The sequence below is a fragment of the Hoeflea sp. genome (genome assembly GCF_039975035.1).
Lineage (GTDB): Bacteria > Pseudomonadota > Alphaproteobacteria > Rhizobiales > Rhizobiaceae > Hoeflea.
This window is the reverse complement of the sequence record NZ_JBDWHW010000016.1, coordinates 1-4,873: the sequence shown is the minus strand read 5'-3', so window position 1 is coordinate 4,873 and position 4,873 is coordinate 1. Positions and strand designations below refer to the sequence as shown.

The following is a 4,873-nucleotide window of genomic DNA, read 5'->3' as shown; positions in this document are numbered from 1 at the left end:
ATCGGGTGGTGCCGCAGGAGTCCCTAAGCCGAACAGGCGGCCAGAGGTCTGATTGCGTGTGATCTGCGCGTACTTATCGACCGTGCCGATCACCAGGGTGGGTTGCTCGCGATAGACATCCTCGTCAATCGTCCATATCGGCAACTGACCGAGGGCGCGTCCAACAGCACATGTTCCTGAACGGCATCTTACCTCCACACGGGTTTTGTCGACCGCAATGGTCCAATCAAGAACACCATGACAGCATGGACAACTCCGCAACTGGGCGGGAGAGCTTTCACCTTCTGTATCCAGTGCCTTTTCGGCATCTGCCAAGCTATTCGGAGTCGCACCCTCACCGACCCAAAGCCCAAGCGAAATCGGCACGTCAGTTAAGAAATGATCAGGCAGCTGGACCGCACCTTTCTCCAGCTTGCCAAGCCGGACCATCTCACAAGCGCAGATCAGGGCGGCAGCGCGCTCGAATTGCTGAATCGTCAGCAGGCGGAGGGTATAGCGCATGAAGGTGGTTACCCCTGCGCCATGAGGTTCGCCTTCTGCACGGAGCCGACGCAAGAAGATCGTGAAGGCGGTCAAGAGCAAGTAGGCCTCAGTCTTGCCGCCGCCGGTTGGGAACCATAACAGATCCATTGTCTCACGATCTGGCGATTCCGGGTTGGCAATGGATTCGAGGCTAAGCAGCGCGAACCCCAGCTGAAACGGCCGCCAGACTAGTTCGGGCGGATCGGGATCTATCCGCCACGAGTATTGCAGCGCTAGGGCGCTGTTTGCGAGGCGGAAGGCCGCCAAGACCTCGGGCGAGCCTTCAAGGAGAGCGATGCCCGCACGCATACGAGTCTCGGCCGCACGGCAACGTTGCATATGCAGATTGCCTTGGTCGGAGTACTGCTCTGGGAGGAACAGCACCTGTTCTTCCATTCTCGAAATCCATGATCCATAGGCATCCACGAACGCTGTCAGGCCACTGCAAAGTCCGTCCTTTTCCTGCGAGGCAATAAACGCAGCGCCCATTTGCGCCTTCACATGTTCGTCTTGGAATTCGCTGTCGCCCGCAGCGCTGATCACATGAACCATCGCTTCCGGAAACCAGCTGGTAATGACGCTCCGGACAGTGCCATCATCCGGCTCGTCCCATATGGCTGAACAGGTATGCCCTACGGCCCATTGCTGCATATTCCGATAGAGCAGAGATGAAGATCGGCCGTCATCGTCCATGGTGGTGGTTCCCGCCTGATCAGGCTTCGGCACGAACCGACAATCCTCTGCACATTCGACGGAAAGCGAAACCTGGAACAGTGTAGCTTCCTCATTTGCTGCACGGCTTTTCTTTGCGGCAGGCTTCATGTCATTGGTAATGGCTAGCGTTACCAGGAGAATATCTCCCCAAGGAGCCACGCGACAGTGAAGCGTGACACCCGGCAGGCCGCTGTCGCCGAGACTTACAGTTGGAGCGGCCTGTGCCCTCATAGCTTCCAGCTCGAGATCGATCTCCGCCAGTCTGGGTTCACGGCGCCAGTGCGTTGTACGCCCAGTCCGCGAAGCTCCCTCGTCACCCTCGGCGCCCTCTGGCCGATAGCGCGCACCTTCAACCTTGACCCGCAATTTGGGGGCCGTGCCAATTGACCCGACTGCAAAGGATAGCCCTGCTGAACTAGGGCGAAACGTTGAAGCTGCCTTTACGCCATCCAGCGCAGTACCGGTGCCATCTGCATCGTCGGCATCACTCGCCTCATCGTCGTCTTCAGCTGATATGCTGGCGCACGGTGGAAAAAGAATCCCCGTTAAATAACGATCTGTCGGCCGATCCGAAATCAGCTCATTTGGTGCTTCAGGGCCGATCAGATCGACTTTCATTCGTTCAAGCAGGGTATCGCGCACATCAATCATCTTTGTAATCCTTAATTCGAATGGATCAGCGGGGGATCCGGGCAAAGCCACCCAGTAAGGGCGTGAGTGCAAGCCCCGGCAATTCACCAGCATGGCCCGGAACGACCACGGTGGTTGACCCCACAACCGAAATACCCGAAATTAATTCTGGAGGGGTGGCATCCGGTGCGACCTGCCTGATCGACTGCACCATTTCGGCGAAATCCGGTGAAAGGACGCCAATTGCAAATCCCTCTTCGCCCTCGAACCGAAGGATCAACCGGCATTCGGAGTCCGGAATTGCCACAACATTGCGTTCCTCGATCGAAGCCTGCCAGATTCTGGCAATTGTCTCGGCTTCATTAATGACATGCCCCGAATGAAGGAACTCCCGCCAGTCGACGAGGTCGGACTCAAGGCCGATCTCGATCAACCGATGATCAGCACGGGCGGCCCAATACCGTTCAGGCTTTCCCGTTGTGTAAAACTTCACCGGACTGATCCAGCCAGTGCGCAACTCCGTGCTCGCGCGGGTCGCACCGACGTACAATGTACGCGCTTCCTCGCCCCAATCTACAATTTCGCCGTGCGGCGCTCGGGTGAGGAGCAACATCACCCGCTGATCCTCGCGACCTTTGATGGCGTGTATCGTTGAAAGCAAAGGTCCTGCATTGCCCTCATGATCACTGAGTAGTTCTAGCGGCGGCTCAGTTAATCCGTCGGCCACGCGCCCCACCACTATGCTATCGCGACCAGATCCATCGAGATCGAGCAGGATCTCCCACGATTCATCGACATCGCGTGCAGCGGCCGGAAAAAGCATCTCATGCATGACACCGAAAGCATCGCGCGAAATGCTCTCCGATGCCGGATGCGCGCCGAGAATGGCACCAATCCAAGGCTCGATCCGCAGCGGGCGGTCAGGCAAGCGGAGACGGAATCGGCGGCCCGTGGACCTCATGGCTTCAGCCACCGTGAAAAGCCCTCGGCGGCTTCGTGTCAGTATCAGCCCTCTTGTCGTTGAAGAATGCGCGGTGAACCTGGTGATTTCGTTTTCGAGTGCGGCAGCCTTGATCTGCTCACGAACGTTGAAGTAGCCCTCGCTAGATCCGCTTTGATCATCCCGCAAGGTCTCTCGAACATCGCGGAACATCTCCCGCAAAGCCACTGTTTTAGTCCTGTGGTCCGTCTCGAGTCTGTCAGAGATAAAATCATCGCGCTGCGCGATTTCGGTCAGGAATGTCGAGCTAGACTTGTCACGCTGCTGATATCCGTAGATCGATTGCGCGAAATCCCCAAAAACCGTGATGCCGCAGCTGGAATCCAGCAACGACACTAGTGCTTCGCAAAGTTCTTTTCGGTCGCCGACGAGGTCTTGGGCTTCGTCGATTATGACGTGTTCCAGCTGTCCAATCGCATCTGCCACAAGCGGATCGTCTGACCTCAGAAGTCGAGCCGCAGCCTGGATAACGGCGTCATAACCACCCGGAAAGGTAGAATTCGAGGCCGTAAGCATTCGCGCGGCGAAGGAGTCGAACGTACGGATCTGCAGTGCCGCCACATTTGGCACATCCTGCAATCGTTGAGCAATGCGAGCTCTCAGCTCGGCAACAGCAACGCGAGTGAAACTGAGAAGCAATATGCGTGACGGTGCAAGGTTCTCGTTCTGTACAAGCGCAATGACCCGCTCGCAGGCAGCATGAGTCTTGCCTGCACCAGGTCCGGCTTCAACAACCATGCGAGACTCAGCGGCCGCTTTTGCCACACGCATTTGGCTTGTATCGGGGCCCGAAGTGGATTCCGTGCTCGATGCATTATCCGCGAGTCCGAACCAATCATTGATGAAAGCGACATTCACTTCGCTCGTTGACCACTCCATGGTCACAGGATCGAACACGCCGCTCAATGTAAGCGCTCTGCGAAGCGCTGAAGCCATTGCTACATCGCCGATCCATCGTCCCTTCGGAGAAAGAGCGGGTGCCCCGGTCAGGACAGCCGGGCCTTCGAAGGCATCGAGAAAATCGATCAGAGTCTCGGTCGCGGTCTCATCAACTTCTGGTACCAGATGTTCAGAACCCGCGCCGCTCTCGATACGATGATCTCCTATCGCAACGACCTTGCCGTCAGGCAGCGCTACACGACGTACGGGCAAAGCCACGAGGACTGGCTCGCCAAGTGTTGTTCCGAAACCGACGTCCTTGATCTCACACAGCGCATCGATCACGCTTTCCACCAGTGCCGAGGCTTCCGAACGGTCTGGTCCCTCAATAAACTGCTGAACCCATTCCACCGCAGCAATCCGACTGACGCCACGGCGGGCGCTTACGACACGGCGCACCAGATCCGCAATTGCTCTTCTGGTGCGAGGTCCGGACCCCGACGGTATACGAAGGCCGGTGATCAAAGTAGGTTCAATGTTCACAGAATGCCTCGCAAAATACCACAGGAAGATGATTGACGTTCAATTGCTTAGCAGTCAACCATGTCACGGATATATCGCGCCGTGAAATTCTTTTTGGAGCTAAGACTCGGCAGCAGAGTTGCGAGTTCGGGAAATACAAATGCATATTGGCAATTCGCTAAAAGACAGACATGAAGCACTTGCCGATCATTTCGCAGACCTTGCCGGTGCGCGAGACCAGCTCCCTCTTTTTGCAATTGAGCATGGCCTTGACGAAGCCGCACTGGAAGAGCTGAGAACGGCAGTCTCTGGTCAGCTTGAAGCCGATCCCCAGCTACAAGGAGCTGCGTGGTCTTGGAGCTATCTGCCACTTCTCGTCATGGCCACTGAGGTGGGTTACCGGTACTGTGGAACGGGTACCGATTTCTGGCCGGTCTTGGCTCAGGAGCTCGGCGTGGAAGCCGGGTCTGCGTTCCGTTCAGGATTGTCCCGCTTGTTTGACCTGGGACATCGGAGTTTTCGACTGGCAAGGCCGAGTGACAGTCCTTGGGAGCGTCATTTCCCACATATCGCTTGGCCGATTGGCAACGCTCTAGTTCCGCTGGA

At 56.8% G+C, this 4,873-nt stretch carries 2 protein-coding genes and 1 pseudogene; 1 reads left to right on the top strand and 2 read right to left on the bottom strand.

Features of this window, described 5'->3' with window-relative positions:
• Positions 1-1,887: pseudogene (locus ABJN75_RS01305) on the bottom strand (hypothetical protein); the annotation flags it as partial.
• A gap of 25 nt (positions 1,888-1,912) precedes the next feature.
• A complete protein-coding gene (locus ABJN75_RS01300) occupies positions 1,913-4,156 on the bottom strand; it encodes a UvrD-helicase domain-containing protein (protein ID WP_348436088.1) in 2,244 nt (747 codons plus the stop codon).
• A 271-nt stretch (positions 4,157-4,427) separates the two neighbouring features.
• On the opposite strand from ABJN75_RS01300, the gene ABJN75_RS01295 reads away from it, so the two are divergent.
• A partial coding sequence (locus tag ABJN75_RS01295) for a hypothetical protein (protein ID WP_348436086.1) occupies positions 4,428-4,873 on the top strand: 446 nt, incomplete at its 3' end.